The following is a 20,410-nucleotide window of genomic DNA, read 5'->3' on the forward strand; positions in this document are numbered from 1 at the left end:
GCTTGGCTCCTTCCTGAGACTTCAGACAACAAACCGGCACCGGGTGGACCCGCTGCCGGCTGCCACAAGTGACCAGGGAAAAACGCTCCCAAGCTCACTAAATAGTTTAGCATCTTTGCCTGGCTTTTCCTAGCCAAGGCGCGGTAAACCCGGTCATTAACCGGGATTGGCCGCCTTTTGGTTATAGTTCTTCTCCGCCGGGACCTTGTACAGATCGTAGTAGTCCTGGAACATCAGCTTGGCGATGTCATACGCGTAACTGGACATCTTTCCCAGGTTAGGGACGACGACCGCGACAGCCACCTGCGGATTCTTCGCGGGCGCGTAGCCGATGAAGCTCTGCGTGATGGCCTCGATCGGCTCACCATTGGGATTGGTCGGATTCGGCGTGAAGGTCTGCGCGGTCCCAGTCTTGCCGGCAACGCCCGGGTTCAGGGAGCCCAGCGCCGTCCCGGTCGCGTAACCGGAGGTCCCATGAACGACCTGCCACATGCCCTGCTTGACCAAGTTGATCTGGTCCTGGGAGTTCTTGACCTTAGACAGGACAGTTGGGGTGGTGGTGTCGAGCACTGGGCCTTCGCTGCCGTTGCTGAGGGTCTGGCTGACGCTCTTGACGATGTACGGCTTCATCCGGTACCCGTTGTTAGCCAGCGTGCTGACGTACTGAATCGCCTGGATCAGCGTGTAGGTATCAAAGTTCCCGTAGGATAAGTCCAGTGCCGAACCCACTTGGAACAGCCCGTCGATGGTCGTGGGCCCTTCCTGGCCGCTGATCTCTCCTGGCAGGTCGATGCCGGTTTTCTGACCGAGTCCGAACTGATTAAAGTACCCGCGCATCTTGGTGAAGATGTCCTTGTCCATGAATAAATGAGAATTAGGTGCGTAATTAGCGTGCCCCTCCTTCATCGCCAAATGCATCATGTACGTGTTTGAGGACACCTCCAAGGCCTTGGTCGCGTTCAGGGAACTAAAAGTGTTGATCCCATAGTCGGATTTTTTGACCGGGGTGTTTTTCAGGTAAATCGCGGTGTCGGCCTGGGTGTTGTTGTTAACCGTGATGACGCCGTCTTGCAGCGCCCCCAGCACCATGGCTGGCTTGACGATGGACCCCATCGCAAATGAGCGGTTCAAAACCCCCAGCGAGTCACTGGTGACTTCATGCGTCTTAGCGTCTTGGTGCAGCCCCGAAATGGCGAGAATTGCGCCCGTTTTGGGATTCATCGCGACGGCGTAGGCACCGTCGGAGACGCTGGTCATACCGGCCGACTTCGCCTGGTTGAAGACGTTCTGGACGTCGGCATCCACCTTCTGCTGGTAGGCCGAGTTGATGGTGAGGTTCAGGTTGGCGCCTTGCTCGCCCTTGAACTCGGTGGTTTGGCTGACAATGTTGTTATTGCTGCCGATGCCGACCTCAGTGCGCGACTTGGCACCCTTCAACACGTTTTCGTATTCTTTTTCCAGGTAGGACGTGCCGACGCGGTCGTTGCGCGCGTAACCGTTGGCCAAATACTCGTTGACGGTTTCGGCGGGCAAGCCGGTTTTCTCCGACGACACGGTGCCGATGATACTCAGCATAGACTTGCCGTTCGGATACGAGCGGTCCCAGTCGGTGCCCAGGTTAATGCCCGGCATGGCCGTCAGGTGCTCGCCGACTTGGGCGACCTCGTCCTGGGTCACGTCGCGGTCCTTCAGGTAAACGGTCGTCAGCTGGGCGGCACCGTTCATCTTCTTATAAAACGCCGCGGCCGTTTTCTCCCGGTCGGAATAGTCTGGCAGGTGCTTCATCGCGTAGGCCACTTCCGCCTTGTACTGCTTGCTGGTGTCGGTCGTGGTTTGCAGCGCCTTGGGCAGCTGGGCGATCACGGCTTTTTCGTTAGTCTTATCCGCCAAGTAGTAATCGGCGTAGTCGCGCTTGCGCATACCAGATTCATCAATGGTCACGTACTTGGCCAGCTCATCGGCGGTTTGACGCATTTTTTCTGCCGCGACGCCGACGCTTTTGGTGTAGACGATGGCGCTGTTGGCCGCATTCGCCACCAGCAGCCGGCCTTCGGAGTCATAGATCTGACCGCGCGGCACGGCAGAGGTGACCACGGCGGAATCCGTCGAGTCCACATCCGCGCGAAACTTCGACCCGTTCATGATCTGCAGGTACGCTAACTGCGCCACCAGCGCGGCCAGCAGCAGAAACACGAAGAAGAATAAAATGTTGAGCCGAGCAGGAATGTGCGAGCGCTCGCGCTTCGGCTTGGGGGTACGAATGTATTTCACGGTCTCTCTCCTTTTGTAACCTTTCAAGTGTAGCAAAAACCGACCGGCTCCGCCACGCCTTGCTGGCTTTCATGTTACTATGGAACAAGCAAATTCGTGCGCTGGAAGCCTGAATGTTTACTCTTTTGTAAGCGCGCTGGAAAGGAGCCTGCCATGCGGTTGGTTCACTGGCTCAAACACCATCCCCTCGTCTTGGCCGCGTGCGTCCCGGCCCTGATCATGGCCGGCTACTACATCGCCACCAAAGTCTGGCCATTCGGGAACAATTCGATCATGACCGTCGACATGGGGCAGCAGTACATCGATTACTACAGCTACTACCGGCAGACCCTCTTCGGTCATCCGGGGCAGTTTTTCTACGCCCTCAACAAAGCGCTGGGCGGGGATGCCCTGGGAATCTGGGCCTACTATCTGATGAGCCCCTTCAATCTGATCCTGCTGCTGTTCCCGCAAAACGCGCTGGATCTCGCCATCACGGTGATGACCCTCGCCAAGTATGCGGCCGCCGGGGCTGCCATGGGCCTGTACATCAAGCGCCACGGCGGCGACTGGCCATGGGTCGTGGGGTTTGGCACCGCCTACGCCCTCTCCGGCTGGGCGCTCGCCAATCAGCTCAACTTGATGTGGCTGGACGCCGCAGTGTTCCTGCCAATGATTGCACTGGGCGTGGACACTTTGATTACGCGCCGGCGACCGTGGCCCTTCTTGGGCTGGCTGACTTTGGCCATCATCACCAATTACTACATGGCCTACATGACCGTGCTGTTCATTGCGGGTTACTTCGGCCTGCGTCTGATCGAAGCGCGGCTGTCATTGCGCCAAAGCCTGCGGGCATGCGGCCGCTTCGCTGGCGCCGGGCTCTTAGCTGGTGGCCTGTCCGCATGGCTGCTGCTGCCGACCGTTTTTCAGCTCGGCCAAAGCAAAGGGATCTACACCGAGACCCACATTCGCTGGACGCACTTTGACACCACGCCGCTTCAGCAGCTGGGCAAATTTTTCGCCGGCTCATTTTCCTACGGCCAGATGCCATCGGGGCAGGCCAACATTTTCATCGGCAGCGTTGCGCTAATCGGCTTTTTGCTTTACTTCTTCACCAAGGAGATCCGCTGGCAGGAAAAAGTCTACGCGTTCCTGTTCACCGCCTTCCTGGCCGTTTCGCTCAGTTGGTCGCCGCTTGACCTGCTGTGGCACGGCATGCAGTACCCGGTGTGGTATCCTTACCGCTTTTCGTTCGTGGTGTGTTTCTGGATGATGGCGCTGGCCTGGCGTGCGCTGCGCCTGCGACCAAACGGGATCACCGTGCCCCAGCTGCTGCTCAGCCTAGTGGTCTTCGCCGCGCTGGACCTGACAGTGTTCCTGCGCCGGGCGCAATACCCTTACCTCACCATTAATACCATTTGGCTGACCATCATTTTGGACGCGCTGGCCCTGGTGGGGCTGGCCATGCTGTCGGACCGGCGGCCGGCTTTTGCCATCGGCGTCTGCTTGCTGATGCTGGTCGATGCCGGCAGCAATGCGGTGCTCACCTTGAACCAGCTGTCTTATATCAGCCACTCGGATTATCACACCTACACCGAAGCGCTGCGCAGCGGCATCGCGGCCGCGAAGGCGCATGTCGGCGATAACGATCGCATTGGTAAAACCACCCTGCGCTCGAAAAATGACCCGATGCAGGTGGGTTACCTGGGGACCGATCAGTTCACGTCCATGATGGAACCGGCCGCGCCTAAGTTCTTCGGGGCCATCGGTCAAAGCGCCGGCGATGGGTTTGTCGCTTACACTGATGGCACGGTGATTACGGATGCTTTGCTGGACCTCAAAGGGTTCATTACCCCGCGCCTGGATGCGCCGCTGAACATTTTCCTCCCCCAGGTTTCTGCCCGGCCCGACCTGTTCGACTACAATCAGATCGCCCAAACTACGGCCTTCACGGTTTACGAGAACCCGTACGCGCCAGGGCTGGGGTTTGTCGCTTCAAACCGGATCCTGAAGACCTCCCTCATGGCGTCTGAACCGGTGATCAATCAGGAGCGCATTTTGGCCGCGTTGAGCGGCGGCCAAACGGTTCCTGATCTGTTCACCGCTCAACCCCTCAGTCCGATGGTAGTCCATGGCGGCACGGTCAGCGCCAACAACGTCACCAAAAAGCCGGTGGCCAAGCAAACGACAGTCACTTACACCTTCACCGCCAGCACCACCGACCCTTACTACTTGCAAATCGGGGCTAACTTCACCGACAACTTGGTGAGCCTGACGCAAAACGGCCGCAGCGTGCCGATTTACGACACCTTCCGCGACCGCGAGCTGCTGAATGTGACCCCGAGTGCCCCAGGCAAGAAGCAAACCCTGGTCTTCACGCTGAGCAAAGACAGCGCGGACTTCGGCGATATCCGCCTGTTCAGCCTGGACATGTCAAAAACGGCGGTGCAGCTGAACGCCCTGAAAGACCAGGCCTGGCAGCTCACAAACCGCACCGACCGCGGTCTGACCGCAACGGCCACCGCAACTTCAAAGCACCAGGTCCTCATGACCTCGATTCCTTACGCGGCCGGCTGGCGAGTCAAAGTCGATGGTCAGCCGGTCAAGGTGAAAAAAGTCCTCGGCTATTTAATGGCGATCCCGCTGACCAAGGGCCAACATGACATCACGATGACCTACACCCCGCCGTACTTCTGGCCGGGGGTCCTGATCAGCCTGCTGGCGATCGCACTGCTGCTGCTCTGGCTGCGGTTCCCACCGCGCGGTAAGCCAGTCGCCCCAGGCCGGCTCCGGTCACGCCATTAAAAAATGCGTTGCTCTTCGTTTGAGCAGCGCATTTTTTATCTGGTGACCCGGACTGCCCAAATCACTGATTGGCTTCCCCGTTCTGATTGACCAGCCCGTGCTTGAACGCGTAGATCGCCGCCTGGGTGCGGTCTTCGACTTCCAGCTTGGCCAGGATGTTTGACACGTGGGTCTTCACCGTTTTAAGCGTAATGAACAGCTCATCGGCAATTTCCTGATTCGACTTGCCCTGCGCGATCAGCATCAGCACCTCGCGTTCGCGGTTGGTCAGCTCGTCGGCCAGCTCCGGCGCCTGCTTTTTGGTCAGCCGGTTCATCATCTTGGTGGTGACTTGCGGATCAAGCGCGGAATCCCCGGCGGCCGTCTTGCGGATCGCCCCAGCGATTTCCTCCGCGGTGGCGGTTTTCAGGATGTAACTGGCCGCCCCGGCTTCGATGGCCGGATAGACTTTTTCATCATCGATAAAGGAAGTCAGGATGATGATTCGCGCCTCGGGCCAAGCCGCCAGGATCCGCTTGGTCGACTCGATACCATCCATGTTCGGCATCACCAGATCCATCAAAATCACGTCAGGCCGCAGCGCCAGCGCCTTGTCGAGGCCCTCTTTGCCATCGGCCGCTTCGCCCACAACGGTGATGTCGTCTTGCACCCCCAGATACGTCGACACGCCCAAGCGCACCATTTCGTGGTCATCAACGATCAATACTTTAATCATGTGCTTCTTCCTTTGTTAACGGCACGCGGATCTCGACGCTCGTCCCTTGCTTGAGAAAGCTGATCACCTTCGCGGTGCCACCAATGGCCGCCGCACGTTCCGAGATGTTCGACAGCCCGTAGCTGCCGGTGGTATTTTCTGTTTTGGGATCAAAGCCAACTCCATCATCGACCACGCGCAGCACCACCGTGGCTTCGACCTGTTTCAGGTAAACCTCCAAGTGTTTGGCCTTAGCGTGCCGCAGGGTGTTTGAGAGCAGCTCCTGAACGATGCGAAACAGGTTGTCCTCACTGCCATGGGACAGGTGGATATCCTGCAAGTCCCAGGAAATCGCGATTTTGATTTTCGTCTGCAACTCCTGAAGCAGGCTGATAATGCCGTCCTTCAGGGACTTGCCGGCCAGGTTAGTCGGCCGCAGATGGAGCAGCAACGCCCGCATTTCCGACTGGGCCTCGTTGATCACGCCTTCGATGGTTTCGATCTGCTTGGCCTCTGGCGCGTCTGGGTTATCCCGGTCGACTACACTGCGCAGCGCCGACAGCATCATCATCGCCGCAAACAACTGCTGCGAGACGGAATCGTGCAACTCGCGGGCCAGGCGGTGGCGCTCCTCGGTGAGGATCTGCTCTTTGGTCTGGCCATCGAGCACCACCGGGGTGTTGGAATACCGCTCAATTTCCTGCTGCAAGCGTATCATTTTTTGCCGCAGGGCTTCAAGCTCTGCCGCCACGTCCTGGCCGAGCGCAGCCTTCGCCTGACTCTGCCTGGCGAGTACCGGGGCGTCGGTTTGCCCGGCGACCAGCTGTGTCAAACGCCGGGTCAGCTGCCGGTGCTGGTACTGGTCAAACGCCGACTGCAGGGTGGTGGCGATGAGGCCAATCAACACTGCGCCGGTGATCAGGTACGCAGCCAGTGGCATCCCCAGCACTTGCGTCATCAGCAGCGCCAAGAACTGTCCCCCCGCTGCGACACTCACCAGGAACACCAGCCCAAGTTCCAGCGCGGCCGTCGCCAGCGTGACCGTCGCAAACGTCCAACTTATTTGCTTCAGCCTCATACCGACAGCACCTCCAAATCACCAATCAACACGTTGGTGAGGATGTGCACGCGGCGCTTGGCCGTGTCGTAATCATCGCTGTATTGCCGCACGGTTTGGTTATGCAAGCCGCATTCGGCGCCGTCGACCGACAAGGTGCCGGCCAGCGCGGAGTGATCGACCATGACCCCGACGCCGACCGGCACTAAGATGCGCGTCTTGCCGATGCCTTTGCGGACAACGATTGTGGCATCGCCCTGTGGCAACAGCGTATTGCCCAAGTCAATGATGGTATCGCCGGCCGCCACGGTGATGTTGATGTCATCCCACTCATACGTTGAGCTGCCAATCGTTTCATCACCAAACCACGGATGGCGCGTCGTGGTGCCGCCCTTGGTTGTGGGCGCCACCACGTGAACCGCCGCGTAGTGTTTCTGCTGCCACGGCAGCCGTCTGCCATGCTTGCCAGACAAGCCGAACAAGGCGCCGACCAGTCCCACAAACAGAATGACCCAAATCATCGGGTTGATAAAAATACCCACCGCCAGGAGGACGCCGCCAAGCAGCAGCCAAAAAGTGCGCCAGAAATGACCCTTGATGCCGATCACCAAAGCAATCAGCCCGCTGGCGACCCCGATCCAGCTGGCGGGATTGGTGACGATCTGGTAGCCGAGCACCATGGTCAGTGCGATTTCAATGATCCAAAATAGTTGCCATCGCCGCTTCACGCTGCCGCCTCCTCCGTTTCCTCCAGTATACCCAAAAATCGGCATGGGACCGTCCGCCCAGAGGCCGATTTTGGGAATAAAGCTTGGTTGCACCTAATTGGGCTAAGTGCGCCGTTCCTCGCACCTTGGTATAAAAAAAGTGCGTCACCGCACTTGGTTTTGATGATTAAGCTTCGACTTTGACGATTTTAACGTTCATGGCGCCACCCGGCGTTGCGATCGAGACGTTTTCGCCAACCTTCTTACCAATCAAAGCCTTGGCAATTGGGCTGTCGTTTGAGATTTTGCCATTGAAGGCGTCCGCCTCAGCCGCACCAACGATTTCGTAAGTTTCTTCCTCGTCGTCGCCGTCTTCCACAAAGGTGACCTTCTTGCCGAGTGAAACCTCGTCCTGAGGCACTTCGTTGGAGTCGATGATCTCGGCGTAGTGGAGCATGGTCTGAACCTGCACAATGCGGGTCTCGAGCGTCGCCTGTTCGTCCTTGGCGGCGCTGTATTCAGAGTTTTCGGACAAGTCGCCAAAGCCGCGGGCGACCTTGATGCGCTCAACCACCTTCGGGCGCTCGACGGTCTTTAACCGTTCCAGTTCGTCCTCAAGCTTTTTTTTACCTTCTGCGGTCATTGGATATGTTTTATCTGCCATAATTTTTCCTCAATTCTTTTGTCTAAGCTGATAGTAACGGATTTAGCGAATTTGTCAATTCACTCGCTCAGCCCGCGGGCAGCTAAAATCGCCCGGATCTTGGTCGTGAGCAAATCGATGGCGACCATGTTGTGGCCCCCTTCTGGCACCACAATGTCGGCGTAGCGCTTCGTCGGCTCAATGAACTGATGGTACGACGGCTTCACCGTCTTCAGGTACTGGTCGATGATGTCGTCCAAAGACCGCCCGCGCTCGCGCATGTCGCGGCGAATGCGGCGGATGACCCGAATGTCGTCATCGGTGTCAACGTAAACCTTGATGTCCATCAGGTTGCGCAACTCCTCATCGGCCAGAATCAAGATGCCTTCAACGATGATCACGTCCTTGGGTTCCATGTGCACGACCTCGTGCGACCGGTTGTGAATGGTGTAGTCGTACACCGGCCGATCAATCGCGTGGCCGGCGATCAGCGCCTCGAGCTGGTCATGCAGCAGCGGTGTGTCGAAGGCCAGCGGGTTGTCGTAGTTAATCTTACGGCGCTCCTCAAAGGGCAGGTCGCTTTTTTTGTAGTAGGCGTCCTGCGCCAAGAGCAGCAGCGAGTGGCCTGAGAACTGGTTGAAAATGGCGCGGGACACACTGGTTTTGCCGCTGGCGGAGCCGCCGGTGACGCCGATCACGATCGGTTTTTGTTTCATCAGTTAGCCCCCTGACCGTTGTCGGCGGCAAACGCTGCTGTGTTCACATTCTGCTCGGCCAGCGTGTGAGCGTAGCGGATCTCACCCGTCTTCAGGTTGGCCACGAAGTACAAGTACCCGGCGGACCGCTGCAGTGGCGTCAGAACGGCTTTAATGGCCGACTCTGACGGCGAGTTAAATGGTCCCGGCCCGTAACCCTTGTTGCGATACAAATTATAAGGAGAATCAACGCTCGTGTCCTTGTTCGTCAGATGGGTCGAATGTTTGTTCAATGCGTACATCACTGCCACGTCTGACTGAAGCGGCATCCCCGCATCCAGGCGGTTGAAGAAGACTCCGGCAATTTTGCCGCGGTCCAAGTCATTGACGCCTTCACGCTCAACCAGGCTGGCCAGGGTGAGCACTTCTTGCACACTCAGCTTTTGTTTTTGGATGTTGGCCATGTACGGCGTCAGCACCGCGTTAGTCTTGTTGACCATCTGAGCAATCAGAGCCTGCGCGGATTCATTTTCCGTCACGGTGTAGGTCGCCGGGAACAGGTAGCCCTCGAGTCGGTAGCGCACGCCCTTGGCCTTGCCGGCACTTTCCAGCAGCTGCGGATAAGCTTTTTGCAGGCGCTTGAAGAAAGCCTCATCCTTCAGCGCAGCGATGAAGTTGGCGCGCGTCAGCTTGGGGTCTTTCTTGTGCAGCTTGGCCGCCGCGTCCGCGATGGTCTCCGCGTCCACCCCTTCTTTGACCAGCACCGTGCCGATGCCGGTCGTGCTGCTGCCGCCCCGCAGCGTGTCCAGCATTTCCTGCATGGTATTGGCCTTGGTGAAGCTGTACTGGCCGGCCTCATAGCTGGGCACATTATGGAATTTGACGTAGAACTTAAACACCAGCGCCGACTTGATCAGCCCTTTTTCCTGAAGCTTGGTCCCGATCTCGTCGGTCGACTCGCCGGTTTTGACCGTCACGAGGATTGGTGCCTTCGCCGCTTTATCCGCCGGCTGAAGCGCCGAGTGGACAAAGACCCCGGCCATCAGCACGACCAGCACCAGCACCGTCAGTCCGATCCCGATCACCCAGCGAACCACGTGCCTTGACGCTTGGTCGACTTGGTGGTCGCGCCTGCGTCTCTGATTGGAACTTGGTTGTTGATCCACGTTTCTCCTCCCATCCCGGCGCAATGTACAAAAAGGCAGCCCAGAAGCGGGCTGCCTCATGCAGCGGATTACGCCCGAAAACCTACGTGAATTATACAAAAGCCCGCCGCAAAATGCGACAGGTTTTCGCCACGACCACGCGATTGTAACCGGGATTTAACGAATGACTGCACCTAACTCTGACTTCAACGCGGCCTCGACCCGGTCGTTCGCCTTGGTGACCTCATCGTCAGTCAAGGTCGCGTCCTTGCGGCGGTAAGTCAGCGTGTACGCCAGACTCTTCAGCCCTGGCGCCAGCTTCTTGCCGCTGTAGACATCAAACAGGTGCGCATCCTGCAGGAACTTGCCGCCATTTTTGGCGATCACGGCCTGGATCTCCGCATTGGTGATATTCGCGGTGACCTGCACGGCGATGTCGCGGGTGACCGACGGGAACTTCGGTGCCGCAACGGCGGTCATCTCCGTGCGACTAGCCGCCAGCAGCGCATCCAGATTCAACTCGAACACATAGGTCTCGTTGATCTTTTGCGCGCGCTCAAACTGCGGGTGGAGCCGGCCAATCAGCCCAATCACTTCACCATCCAGCACCAGCTTGGCGCTTTGCCCTGGGTGCAGACACGGGTCGTCGACCAGCGCCTGGTACTCGACTGGCCCGGCAAGCCGGTAGTCCGCCAGCAGGCTGTCGACTATCCCCTTCACATAGTAAAAATCAACTGGCTTAGCGGCCTGATGCCACCCCGCCTGGATCACATTACCGCTGAGTGCCCCGGCGATGTACTCGACCTCTTGCGGCCGCGTGTGCCCAGCACTGCGAGGGAAGATCCGGCCTTGCTCATAAAGGGCCAAGTCGGTTTGTTTGCGGGCGACATTATAAGCCACCGCATCGATCAACCCGGAGACCAGATTGCGCCGCAGCGTCTGGTGGTCTTCGGTCATCGGGAAGGCCACATGGGTCTCCTCACTGTCGTCGATTGCAAAGGCGGCGGCCTTTGCCGGCGTCGTCAGCGCGTAAGAAATGATTTGGGTGAGGCCGAGGCCTTCCAGCAGCTTGCGGCTGCGCTTGCGGCGGGCCTGACTGGCCGTGAACTCGCCGACGGTCATGGTCGTCGTCGGCAGTGTGCTCGGCAGGTTGTCAAAGCCATACAAGCGCGCCACTTCCTCGATCAGGTCAGCTTCGATGTGAATGTCCCAGCGGCGCGTGGGCACCAGCACGGAGAACAAGCCGTCTGCTTCGGTCACCTCAAAGCCCAGGCGGTCGAACAAGCCTGTCACGGTCTTAGCATCCAGCTGCGTACCCAGAATGTGGTTGATGCGATCCAGCGAAATGTCCACTTCGACCGGCTCTGGGTCCACATGGCTGGCGCTGATGGTGCCAGTCGCCACTTCGCCGTCGCCGAGCGCGGCCATCAGCCGGGCCGCCTCGTCCAGCGCCTTGTTGATGCTGCCCACATCGATGCCTTTTTCAAAGCGCGAAGAGGCCTCAGAGCGCAGGTTGTACCGCAGCGCCGTTTTGCGGATCGGCGTGCCGGCAAACATGGCCGCCTCGATGGCAACGGTGGTGGTTCCTGCGGTGATTTCCGAATTCAGCCCGCCCATGACCCCGGCCAGCGCGATGGGCTTTTCGCCGTTAGTGATGACGATGTCGTCTGGGGTTAGCTCATGATCATTGCCATCAAGCGTGGTGAGCGGCTCGCCTGGCGTTGCCCGACGGACCAAGATCTGTTTGCTGCCGAGTTTATCGTAGTCAAACGCGTGAAGCGGCTGGCCATAGCCGAGCATGATCAGGTTGGTCACGTCAACGATGTTGTTGATCGGCCGAATGCCCGCGTTCCAAAGGCGGCGCTGCAGCCACAGCGGACTGTCTTTGATCGTGATATTGTCGACCACGCGCATCTGATAGGAAGGTGCATCCTTTTCATCAGCGACTTTGACGCTCAGGTAGTCGGCCACTGGCTTGCCGGTTTCAACGACCGGCTTGTCCTCAAAGTGCGGCTTGTTGCCGTAAGTGGCGCCGACTTCCCAGGCCACCCCGCGCATGCCCAAAGCATCAGCGCGGTTCGGCGTGATTTCAAAGTCCAGCACGGCGTCTTCCATCCCCAGGGCCTTGAGGGCATCGCTGCCGGGTTCAAGCGGCTCGTCAAAGACATAGATGCCAGCATCGTAGGCTTTAGGCGCAATGTCGTTGGAAAAACCCAGCTCCTGCAAAGCGCAAATCATGCCGTCGGATTCAACGCCGCGCATTTTGCCGCGCTTGATTTTCACGTTATCGCCGATGCGGGCGCCTGGCAGCGCCACAATGACCGTCTGGCCTTCCTCGATGTTTGGCGCACCGCACACGATCTGGCGCGGCTCGTCTTCACCGGTGTCGACCATGGCCACATGCAAGTGGTCGGAATCAGGGTGCATTTTCAAGCTGACCACGCGGCCGACCACAACCTTCTTCAGGCCGTCAGCCATGCGCGACACCGAATCGACCTCAATGCCGGTGCGCGAGACCTTGTCCAGCAGTTCTTCGGGAGTGGCAGGAAAATCGACCAGTTCTTTTAACCAATCATATGAAACCTTCATCGCTTAACCCTCCTCCTTGAACTGTGACAGGAACCGCACGTCCCCTTGGTAAAAGCTGCGGATGTCGTCAATGCCGTATTTCAGCATGGCAAACCGGTCTGGGCCCAGGCCAAACGCAAAACCGCCGTACACGTCGGCGTCCACGCCGGCGTTGGTCAGCACGTTCGGGTGGACCATGCCGGCCCCGAGAACCTCGATCCAGCCGCTGTACTTGCAGATCGCGCAGCCCTTGCCGTTGCAGTGGAAACAGGACACATCGACCTCAACGCTTGGTTCAGTGAACGGGAAGTAACTTGGCCGCAGCCGAATCTGCCGGTCCTCGCCGAAGACATGCTGCGCCAAAGCCAGCAGCGTCCCCTTTAAATCAGCCATCGTGATGTGCTTATCAATCACCAGGCCTTCGATCTGGTGGAACTGGTGAGAATGAGTCGCGTCATCGGTGTCACGCCGATAAACGCGCCCGGGGCTGATCATTTTCAGTGGGCCTTTGCTAAAGTCGTGCACTTCCAGCGTGCGCGCCTGAACTGGACTGGTCTGGGACCGCATCAGCAGCTGATCATCGATGTAAAAAGTATCCTGCATGTCGCGGGCCGGGTGGTCCTTGGGGATGTTCATCATCTCAAAGTTGTAGTGATCCTCTTCGACCTCTGGACCATCGACGACTTGGTAGCCTTGGCCGATGAAGAACTCCTCGATGTCGTCCATGATCTGGTCGATGATGTGCGGCGTGCCTTGAACGACCTGGTCGCCAGGCAATGTGACATCGATGGTCTCCGTCGCCAGCTTGGCCGTCAGTGCAGCCTGTTCAAGAGCCTCCTTGCGGTTTTGCAGATTCTCCTGCAAATCAGCCTTAATCTGGTTGGCAAACGCGCCCACCTTAGGCCGCTCTTCCGGCTGCAGATCCTTCATGCCGCGCAACACTTCTGTGATCGGGCCTTTTTTCCCGAGCAGATTGACGCGGATCTGGTTCAGCGCATCGAGATCTTCGGTTTCCTTGATGCGTTTCTTGTTTTCTTCCCGAAGCTGTTCCAGCTTGGTTTTAAGATCCATGATTGTCCTCCTTTTAGGGCTGAAAAACTGGATTAGTGATGCTTTGAAAGGCGCAGTCGTGCTCGGGCTAAATGCGCCTCGCTTCGCAGCCTGCACAAAAAACGCCCCGCCCCTCTAAAAGGGACGAAGCGTCGCGGTACCACCCTTGTTCACGCCAAATAGGCATGCACTCAACTTCATAACGGCAGGACCGGAGCAGCCTTTCGACTGTCTACTCAAGAAGTGAAAACCAACCTTTGGCCGCCGCGGTGTCTTTCAGTCATTGAACACCTTTCCTGACTGGGCCGCCGGTTCGCGCTTCTCTCACTGTATTTGCATCATATATGCTTCCAGTGTAGCAAAAAACCGCGATTCGTCAAGGCTGCCCTAAAATCGCGTGGTTAGTTCTGGCACTCAGCGTCAGTGATCCAGCTGTCGCCCCAGGTGTGCGCCGCGGCCATCACAGGCTGAAGCGCCGCCCCCTTGGCGGTCAAGGCGTATTCGATCAGGCTGGAATCAGAATGGGTGATGCGATCGACCAGCCCCTGGCTTTCTAGTTCCTTCAGCCGCTCAACCAGTACGCGATCGGAGCACTTCTTGATCGTGCCTGCAATGACCTTGAACCGAGAAGGACCATGCTCAAGCAAGGTCTCCAAAATCAGGCCGTTCCATTTCTTCCCCAAAATCACGAAAGTCTGAGTAAATTTCGGACACAAGCTTAGTTCCGCTTTACTCGGTTCTTTCACCGCTACCTGTTCTGCCATGTAATCACCTCATATGATTTTTCACGCTTACAAATTGATAGTATTAGTATAACCCATCTACCATCAATTACAAGTTTTTTGCCCGAGGGGGCTGCAGGCATGAAAAAAGAAGCCCGGAGCTGCTCCGGACTTCCCTATTGATGTGCATGTTCTAATCGGCGAAACGGGTGCATGACCTTCTGCAGCTCAGGCAGCAGGTATTCATCCACTGCGGCGTAGTCATCGACCAAAGACACCACCACGGTTTCTTTGTACTTCGGCATGCCGAGGGTCGCCCCCCACATGTGCTTGATGATGATGTCCTTTTCCATGTCAGACAGGTCGGTGAGCTTCTCTGCATTGCGCAAAGCGATCCGCGGGTGAATGAAGGCATGCGTGCCCAGTGAAAACTTTGTCACCCGCCAGTCGTAATAGAACAAGTCGTGCAACAGACCTGCTCGCGCCAAGGCACGAGTGTTCAGATGCCATTTCTTGCCCAGCAGGAAGCTGCGGTAAGAAACACTGATGCTGTGATCCAGACGAGTCGAGTGATGATGCTGCGTATAGTCGGCCAGCTTTTGCACCGCCGGCTGCGCCAGCAGATCTTGGACACAGTGCAAATACTCCTGATCGTCAGACCATTTTTGATGACTCATTCAGTGGCCCCTTTTCGCTCGCAATTGTGTTGTTGTCCAACACAGTTATAGTATAACAGGTCGCAGTGAAAAATGGCGCCTGTTAAGCCATTCTTAAGCCGTCAGGTGAAACAAGATCACAGCCGCGGCAATCGCCACATTCAGCGACTCCGCCCGGCCCTTGATTGGAATGTACAGGTTCTGGTCGGTCGCGGCAAGCAGGTCGCGGCTCATGCCATTGCCTTCGTTGCCAACGATCAACGCGAATTGGTCGCTCGGGTCAACCTCGCGGTATGGCTTGGCCGCCTCGTTGAGCTCCGAGCCGTAAACCGGGATACCGGCCTTCTTCAGGTTCTCGACCAAGCGCGGCAGCGGCGCGGAGACAATGTTGACGTGGAACTGGCTGCCCTGCATGGCGCGCAGCACCTTGGGATTGAACGCATCAGCCGTGCCGCCGCCAAAGACGACGGTTTTGACGCCAGCGGCATCCGCGGTCCGCACCAAAGTGCCCACATTGCCGGGATCTTGAATGGCATCCAGCAGCAGGTACTGGCCGCTCAGTGCGCTGTCCAGCTTCTGCTCTTCCAGCGGCAGCACAGCAAAAATGCCCTGCGGGGTTTCAGTTTCGGCCAGGTGCTTGGCGACGTCTGGCGAAATTTCGGTGGTCACGTCGTAAAACGGCTTCAGCTCCCGCTCGGCGAGAAACTTCTCGGTGGCGTAAATGCGCCGCGGCTGCTGGCCGGCGTTGATGGCCTCTTGCACCAAGTGCCACCCTTCCAGCAGGTAAGCCCCGGCTTGTTTTTGATATTTTTTGACCGTCAATTTCTTGGCGGCTTTAATGTGGTCGTTTTTTGCAGATGAGATATATTCCATGATCATCCTCCTCGGGCTTAAGTCTAACATATCCGCCTAAGCTTTATGCTAAACTAATAGAGATATCGTACTTTGCGGAGGGATACTATGGTTAAAATTGCCAAAAGCATCACAGTAAACGGGCGTGTCCAAGGCGTCGGCTTCCGCTGGATGACCCAAATGGTGGCCCAGCAGCTGCACATCGTGGGCAAAGTCGAGAATAATATGGACGGTTCGGTCTACATCGAAGCGGTCGGCGAGCCGGCCGACATGGCGCGCTTCACGGCCGCCATTAAGGCCAGCCCGACCCCAAGCGGCAAGGTCACCTCATATGAAGAAAAGCTGCTCGACCCGATCCCAGCATATGACAAGTTCCGCGTTACTGGTTGAAAGCCGGCGAGCGGTCAAGTAAGATAGTCGGCAGTAAGTTTAGGAAGGAATTCACTCATGCACAAATCTAAACGGTGGCTCGCCCTTAGCGGTGTGGCCCTGATTACACTTTTTCTGGCAGCCTGCAGCCGGCAAGCATCCACCCAGCTGAAACCGCCCACCGGCTTCTTCGGCGCCTTCTACAACGTGATTGGCAAGCCGCTGCAACAGCTGATGGTTTGGATTGCCGGGTTCTTCGGCAGTTCGACCGCCTCGGGCTTCGGCATTGCGATCATCATCATCACGCTCGCCGTGCGCCTGATCCTGCTGCCGCTGATGCTCAATCAGCAGAAGAACATGACCGAGTCGCAGGAAAAACAGCGCGTCTTGAAACCGCAGCTCGACATTATCCAAAAGCAGATGAAAAAGCCGGGCATCACGCAGGAAGAAACCCTGCGCCTCAACGCGATGATGCAGGACGTCTACAAGAAAAACGGGACCTCGATGATCCCGTCAATGGGCTGCTTGACCATGCTGATCCAGCTGCCGATTTTCTCCGGGCTGTATCAGGCCGTTGCCTATTCGCCTGAAATCTCCAGCTCCAAATTCTTCGGCATCGCGCTTGGCCAGTCCAGCATGCTGATCACCATTGCGGCGACCCTGCTGTACTTTGCCCAAAGCATGATCATGCTGCAGGCCTACCCGAAGTCGCAGCGCAAGCAGATGCAGACCTCGGCCATGCTGAACCCAATCATGACGTTCTTCTTCTGTATGTTTTACAACGCCGGCTTAGGGCTTTACTTCCTCGCCGGTGGGATCATCGTCCTGATCCAGCAGGCCATCGTCACCTACGTCATCACGCCAAATATCCGCAAGCGCATGGATGCGGAAATCGCGGAGAACCCGCCGGTGATTGTCGTTGATGAGCACACCTTCGACGAACCGGCGCCCGAAGCCGAAACCACGACCACTGTGGACGAGCTGACGGGTAACGACCAACCTGCCCCGACGGCCAAGCGCAACCGCAACGCCGGCAAGCAGCGCCACCACAAAGATTAAGTAAGACGGCGTCCTCAGCTGAAGTGCCCTACAATTGTTAGACAAAGAGTCTGATGATTGTGGGGCTTTTTTGTGCCCAGCGTCCCCTACGCAAAAGCCTCCGCGCAGACGCAGCTGCTCGGAGGCTTCAGAGTTCAATTTGTGGTTAATCGCTCGACCGATCGTTTTTAATGACTTCATCGCTGACGCGGCGCATAATGCGCAGCAGTTCTTTGGCGTCTTTTTCACCAATGACCTCGACCCACCCGTAGAAGCGCTTGTGAATGGCCTGGTTAATCTCGACCGTCACTTGATTGCCGCTATCGGTCAGATCCAAGTACTGGCGACGGCGGTCCTTAGGGTCCGGCGTTTGCACAATGTAGCCGGCATCCAGCAGCGACTTGAGCTGGCGCGAAATGGCCGCGCGCGTGACGTGCCGGTGCTTAGCGACTTCTGATAGCGACAGGCGCTGGCCCGCCGCGACGTCACGCATGATCAGAAACTGCTCAAAAGACAGGTGGTAGGTCATGGTCGGCACGGAAACCAGCTCGCTGATGTACTTGAATCCTGAGAGGTAGACATCGATGTAATCATCTAGTAAATCGCGCTCTGCCACAAAAAGCCCTCCTCAAATTTTCTTACACTTACTCTACCACATCTGAGGGCTGCTTGATACGACGCGGCACCCAAAGAATCACGCCGAAGAGGACGCCAAACAGCAGCAACGCAATCACGTCCAGGAGGCTGCCAGTTTGCAGTCCATTGAGGCTTTGGTTCAGCAAGTCAAGCAGGTACGTCCCGGGCAGCAGGTGCGCCAGGAACTGGTAGAAGCCTGACAGCATTGCGTTTGGCAGCAGTCCGCCGGAGACGATCAGCTGAACGAACAGCAGCGCCAGCGTCGCGAGGACCCCAAGCGTCCCCATGAAGCGGTCAAAGGCAAAGATGATCATGGTGAAGACCGCCCCGGCAACCAACAGGGTCAGGAACAAGCTGATCGGATGGGCGATCGCAACGCCCATGGCAGTGGCGACCAAACCGATCCCAACGGCCTGCAGTGCCACCGCCAGGCCCACAACGCCGATTCGGGTGACCAGCTTCTGCGCCGCAAAGCTCTTCGAGTAGCGGCCAAAGCCAAGCTCGGTCAGAAGCGACGCGATGAAGCTGACCATCAGCAGCACCAGCGGCGCTAAGATGTTAGCCAGTGGCCGAGCCAGTGGATCACTGGCCGTTTGCGTAGCCACTGGGGTGACAAACTGTGCCACATTCGCCTTGCCGGTACTTAAGTTGACGACTTGCCCGGCGCCACTGCCCAGCTTGACGTTGAGTTTGCTCATGCCGTCTGCGACCTGCTGATTGCCGTCCGCAAGTTTGGCGGCGCCATCAGTGTACTGGGTGATGCCGGCAATCAACCCGGGATTGGTGCTCGTCCCGTTCAGACCAGCAGCCACCTGCTGCAACCCGGAATGAACCTGATCCAAGCCGCTTTGCACTTTTCCGGACCCGGCAGCGAGCTGACCGGCACCTTGCACGGCCCCCATGGTGCTTGGGGTGCTGCCAGTGCGCGTGAGCCCGGCTTGGACAGTGTTCAAACCGCCTTGCAGCGTGCCGATGGCTTGCCGCACCCCGGCAGCCAGGGCAGGCGCGCCTTGCTTTTTGTCAGCCAGCTGGTTGATGCCGTCCTTCAAGTCAGTCATCTTGCCGCTGAGCGTGGTCAGGTCATTGCCCAGCTTGGGCAGCGTGCTGCCAGTATCGGTGAGCGCGACTTTGAGCTTGGTCGCAGCAGCCCCGCCTTGGGTCAGCGAGACGCCAGCGCCTTGCAGTGAGGCCGCGCCGTCGGTCATCGTTTTTTGAATCGTCTGGAGTTCCTGCAGCAGCGCTGGGTTTTTCGCCGCCAGCGCGAGGACAGCCGGTTCTTTCATCAGCTGTCCCTGCAGCGTCTTAAGCGTCTCGCCGGCGGTGGTGAAGTTGGTCCCAGCAGTCGCCAGCTGAACGGCGGCTGACTTCGCATTTTCCTTGTCAAAAAGCTGGCCGTTCAAGTCGACCAAGGCCGCTTGCATCGCAGCCGCATTCGCGCCCACTTTCTTCATGTTCGTCGAAATGTTGCCGTTCAGCGTCACCATCGCGGGGTCATTGACCCCTGCCGCCAGCGCGTTGACGCCGGCCGTCAGCGTGGTGAGGGCCTGGTCGAGCCGAGCGAGGTCAGGCGCGCCGGCCGCGAGCTGCTGCTGAATCTGCGCCGCCGCCCGTTGAAGGCTCAGACGAAGTGTATTGGCGCCGCCGGCCACCTGCTGATTGCCCGCGAGCAGCTGCTGGTTCCCCGCCAGCAGCTTGGTGATCGCATCAGGCAGCTGCTTGGCGCCATTGGTGAGCTTTTCGTTGTTGGCCGTCAGCTGCATCAGTCCAGCCTGGACCTGATCCGACCCATCGGCCAGTTGCGCCGTGGCCGCGTGGGCCTGGCTGACCCCGTCGCCCAGCGAATTCAAGGCGGTCAGGGCCGCCCCGTCATAAGCCTGCTGAACGTTTTGCACGACCTGCGCCTGCAGCTTGGTGGCCACCGTCGTGTTGATCAGGTGTGAGGCGAAATTATTGTGCGGCGACAGCGCGATTTTCAGCGTGCTGTGCTTTGGTGTTGGGCTGAGTGCGGTGGTCACGTTGCTGGAAAAGTCTTCCGGCAGCGTCACCGCCATCAGGTAGGTGCCCTTTTTCAATCCCGCTTGTGCGGCCTGCGCGGACACAAACGCCCAGTCCACGTCGTGATTGTCCCGGAGCTTTTGCGTCACATCGCGGCCGGCATGAACCGAGACGCCCTGAAACTTCGCGGGCTGATCCTGGTCGACCACGGCTACCTTGATATGTTGCGTGGTGTTGGCCTGTTCGTAGTTCACGAATTGCAACGCGATGTAGAGCAACAACAACGGCATCGCCACAACGAGCCCAATCAAAGTGATGAATCGTGCATGTTTTTTCACTGATAGCACAAATAGCCACTTCCCCAAATAAGTTTTTGTTAATAGCCATAAATGTCAATGCCATTAACATAAAAGCCATTTTGCCCGACTTGCTTAAGGATGTCAACCAATTTGCAATCGAGTAGGAGGTAGCCGATTAATTCGGCTACCGACCTCTCACACCACCGTACGTACGGTTCCGTATACGGCG

Annotated in this window: 17 protein-coding genes; 3 read left to right on the forward strand and 14 right to left on the reverse strand. The window is 57.8% G+C overall.

The genetic code is table 11. The features are described from left to right. Nucleotides 1–156: 156 nt before the first annotated feature. Nucleotides 157–2,271 (reverse strand): peptidoglycan D,D-transpeptidase FtsI family protein, encoded by a 2,115-nt coding sequence (locus EKM86_RS06745; protein WP_125756350.1) that lies wholly within the window; start codon nt 2,269–2,271, stop codon nt 157–159. A 153-nt stretch (nt 2,272–2,424) separates the two neighbouring features. On the opposite strand from EKM86_RS06745, the gene EKM86_RS06750 reads away from it, so the two are divergent. Next, entirely contained in the window at nt 2,425–5,055 is a 2,631-nt protein-coding gene (locus EKM86_RS06750; RefSeq protein ID WP_125756352.1) for a YfhO family protein, read from the forward strand. 61 nt (nt 5,056–5,116) lie between these two features. Here EKM86_RS06750 and EKM86_RS06755 read toward each other — a convergent pair whose 3' ends face one another. From EKM86_RS06755 to EKM86_RS06805, 11 genes are all read right to left on the reverse strand, one after another. Continuing rightward, nucleotides 5,117–5,770 carry a response regulator gene (locus EKM86_RS06755; RefSeq protein ID WP_125756354.1) on the reverse strand — a complete coding sequence of 218 codons (654 nt, stop codon included), beginning with the start codon at nt 5,768–5,770 and terminating at the stop codon, nt 5,117–5,119. Continuing rightward, nucleotides 5,763–6,827, reverse strand: a complete 1,065-nt coding sequence (locus EKM86_RS06760) for a sensor histidine kinase (protein ID WP_125756356.1) — start codon at nt 6,825–6,827, stop codon at nt 5,763–5,765. The genes EKM86_RS06755 and EKM86_RS06760 overlap by 8 nt, the downstream gene beginning before the upstream one ends. Further along, complete coding sequence (gene liaF, locus EKM86_RS06765; RefSeq protein ID WP_225419373.1) at nt 6,824–7,534, reverse strand: cell wall-active antibiotics response protein LiaF; 711 nt, start codon at nt 7,532–7,534, stop codon at nt 6,824–6,826. The genes EKM86_RS06760 and liaF overlap by 4 nt, the downstream gene beginning before the upstream one ends. 166 nt (nt 7,535–7,700) lie before the next feature. Next, nucleotides 7,701–8,177, reverse strand: a complete 477-nt coding sequence (greA, locus tag EKM86_RS06770) for a transcription elongation factor GreA (RefSeq protein WP_125756360.1) — start codon at nt 8,175–8,177, stop codon at nt 7,701–7,703. Nucleotides 8,178–8,236: 59 nt separating this feature from the next. Continuing rightward, on the reverse strand, nt 8,237–8,875 hold the full coding sequence (gene udk / locus EKM86_RS06775) for a uridine kinase (RefSeq protein WP_125756362.1): 639 nt from the start codon (nt 8,873–8,875) through the stop codon (nt 8,237–8,239). Continuing rightward, nucleotides 8,872–10,017 (reverse strand): endolytic transglycosylase MltG, encoded by a 1,146-nt coding sequence (mltG, locus tag EKM86_RS06780; RefSeq protein WP_164506195.1) that lies wholly within the window; start codon nt 10,015–10,017, stop codon nt 8,872–8,874. The genes udk and mltG overlap by 4 nt, the downstream gene beginning before the upstream one ends. 156 nt (nt 10,018–10,173) lie before the next feature. Next, nucleotides 10,174–12,585 (reverse strand): phenylalanine--tRNA ligase subunit beta, encoded by a 2,412-nt coding sequence (gene pheT, locus EKM86_RS06785; protein ID WP_125756366.1) that lies wholly within the window; start codon nt 12,583–12,585, stop codon nt 10,174–10,176. A 3-nt stretch (nt 12,586–12,588) separates the two neighbouring features. Beyond that, nucleotides 12,589–13,635: a phenylalanine--tRNA ligase subunit alpha gene (gene pheS / locus EKM86_RS06790; RefSeq protein WP_125756368.1), complete on the reverse strand. Its 1,047-nt coding sequence runs from the start codon at nt 13,633–13,635 to the stop codon at nt 12,589–12,591. 380 nt (nt 13,636–14,015) lie between these two features. Beyond that, the gene (locus EKM86_RS06795) at nt 14,016–14,378 is read right to left on the reverse strand and encodes a winged helix-turn-helix transcriptional regulator (RefSeq protein WP_125756370.1); all 363 of its coding nucleotides are present in this window, start codon (nt 14,376–14,378) and stop codon (nt 14,016–14,018) included. A gap of 134 nt (nt 14,379–14,512) precedes the next feature. Next, nucleotides 14,513–15,013, reverse strand: coding sequence for an HD domain-containing protein (locus EKM86_RS06800; RefSeq protein WP_125756372.1), 501 nt, complete (start codon nt 15,011–15,013; stop codon nt 14,513–14,515). A 93-nt stretch (nt 15,014–15,106) separates the two neighbouring features. After that, nucleotides 15,107–15,865, reverse strand: a complete 759-nt coding sequence (locus EKM86_RS06805) for a TrmH family RNA methyltransferase (RefSeq protein WP_125756374.1) — start codon at nt 15,863–15,865, stop codon at nt 15,107–15,109. 87 nt (nt 15,866–15,952) lie between these two features. On the opposite strand from EKM86_RS06805, the gene EKM86_RS06810 reads away from it, so the two are divergent. Beyond that, nucleotides 15,953–16,234: an acylphosphatase gene (locus tag EKM86_RS06810; protein ID WP_125756376.1), complete on the forward strand. Its 282-nt coding sequence runs from the start codon at nt 15,953–15,955 to the stop codon at nt 16,232–16,234. Nucleotides 16,235–16,291: 57 nt separating this feature from the next. Further along, on the forward strand, nt 16,292–17,272 hold the full coding sequence (yidC, locus tag EKM86_RS06815; protein ID WP_125756378.1) for a membrane protein insertase YidC: 981 nt from the start codon (nt 16,292–16,294) through the stop codon (nt 17,270–17,272). Nucleotides 17,273–17,417: 145 nt separating this feature from the next. Here yidC and EKM86_RS06820 read toward each other — a convergent pair whose 3' ends face one another. Continuing rightward, a complete protein-coding gene (locus tag EKM86_RS06820; RefSeq protein WP_225419374.1) occupies nt 17,418–17,867 on the reverse strand; it encodes a MarR family winged helix-turn-helix transcriptional regulator in 450 nt (149 codons plus the stop codon). Between the two features lie 28 nt (nt 17,868–17,895). Next, entirely contained in the window at nt 17,896–20,220 is a 2,325-nt protein-coding gene (locus tag EKM86_RS06825) for a YhgE/Pip family protein (RefSeq protein ID WP_164506196.1), read from the reverse strand. Between the last annotated feature and the right edge of the window lie 190 nt (nt 20,221–20,410).

Origin of the sequence: Lacticaseibacillus hegangensis, assembly GCF_003946465.1 — a bacterium.
In the GTDB taxonomy this organism is placed as follows: domain Bacteria; phylum Bacillota; class Bacilli; order Lactobacillales; family Lactobacillaceae; genus Lacticaseibacillus; species Lacticaseibacillus hegangensis.

Bases quoted from the DNA above. Each gene is read 5' to 3' on its own strand.
- EKM86_RS06750 (WP_125756352.1), top strand. From the start codon at position 2,425: ATGCGGTTGGTTCACTGGCTCAAACACCATCCCCTCGTCTTGGCCGCG.
- EKM86_RS06755 (WP_125756354.1), bottom strand. From the start codon at position 5,770: ATGATTAAAGTATTGATCGTTGATGACCACGAAATGGTGCGCTTGGGC.
- EKM86_RS06760 (WP_125756356.1), bottom strand. From the start codon at position 6,827: ATGAGGCTGAAGCAAATAAGTTGGACGTTTGCGACGGTCACGCTGGCG.
- greA (WP_125756360.1), bottom strand. From the start codon at position 8,177: ATGGCAGATAAAACATATCCAATGACCGCAGAAGGTAAAAAAAAGCTT.
- pheT (WP_125756366.1), bottom strand. From the start codon at position 12,585: ATGAAGGTTTCATATGATTGGTTAAAAGAACTGGTCGATTTTCCTGCC.
- pheS (WP_125756368.1), bottom strand. From the start codon at position 13,635: ATGGATCTTAAAACCAAGCTGGAACAGCTTCGGGAAGAAAACAAGAAA.
- EKM86_RS06795 (WP_125756370.1), bottom strand. From the start codon at position 14,378: ATGGCAGAACAGGTAGCGGTGAAAGAACCGAGTAAAGCGGAACTAAGC.
- EKM86_RS06800 (WP_125756372.1), bottom strand. From the start codon at position 15,013: ATGAGTCATCAAAAATGGTCTGACGATCAGGAGTATTTGCACTGTGTC.
- EKM86_RS06805 (WP_125756374.1), bottom strand. From the start codon at position 15,865: ATGGAATATATCTCATCTGCAAAAAACGACCACATTAAAGCCGCCAAG.
- EKM86_RS06810 (WP_125756376.1), top strand. From the start codon at position 15,953: ATGGTTAAAATTGCCAAAAGCATCACAGTAAACGGGCGTGTCCAAGGC.
- yidC (WP_125756378.1), top strand. From the start codon at position 16,292: ATGCACAAATCTAAACGGTGGCTCGCCCTTAGCGGTGTGGCCCTGATT.